This window comes from Streptobacillus ratti, from assembly GCF_001891165.1.
Classification (GTDB): domain Bacteria; phylum Fusobacteriota; class Fusobacteriia; order Fusobacteriales; family Leptotrichiaceae; genus Streptobacillus; species Streptobacillus ratti.
Genome location: NZ_LKKW01000083.1, coordinates 1 through 404 on the forward strand (window position 1 = coordinate 1; position 404 = coordinate 404).

1 protein-coding gene is annotated in these 404 nt (G+C 32.2%); it reads left to right on the plus strand.

The window, feature by feature from the left end:
* On the plus strand, nucleotides 1-404 hold a 404-nt coding region (locus tag BT993_RS06860), incomplete at both ends, for a class II fructose-bisphosphate aldolase (protein WP_425274412.1).

A 404-nucleotide genomic window follows, 5' to 3' on the forward strand; every position in this document is an offset into this window, starting at 1 on the left:
AGATATACCAGTTGCATTACACTTAGATCATGGTCCAAGCTTTGAAGCATGTAAAGATTGTATAGAATATGGTTTCTCATCTGTAATGATAGATGCGTCTCATTATTCATTTGATGAAAATGTAGAATTATCAAGATCAGTTGCAGAGTTTGCTCATCAAAATGATGTAACTGTAGAAGCTGAACTTGGAGTACTTGCTGGAGTTGAAGATGATGTTGTTGCAGAACATAGTATTTATACTCAACCAGATGAAGTTGAAGAATTCGTTAATAGAACAGGAGTAGATTCATTAGCAATAGATGGTAATTGCCTTAAATTATTAAAATTAAAAGCTGGTATTGAATACCCCTCTTTATTTGCTTTTGCAAACATTTCTTTAGTATTTACTAACCCTAAGTTTTTGT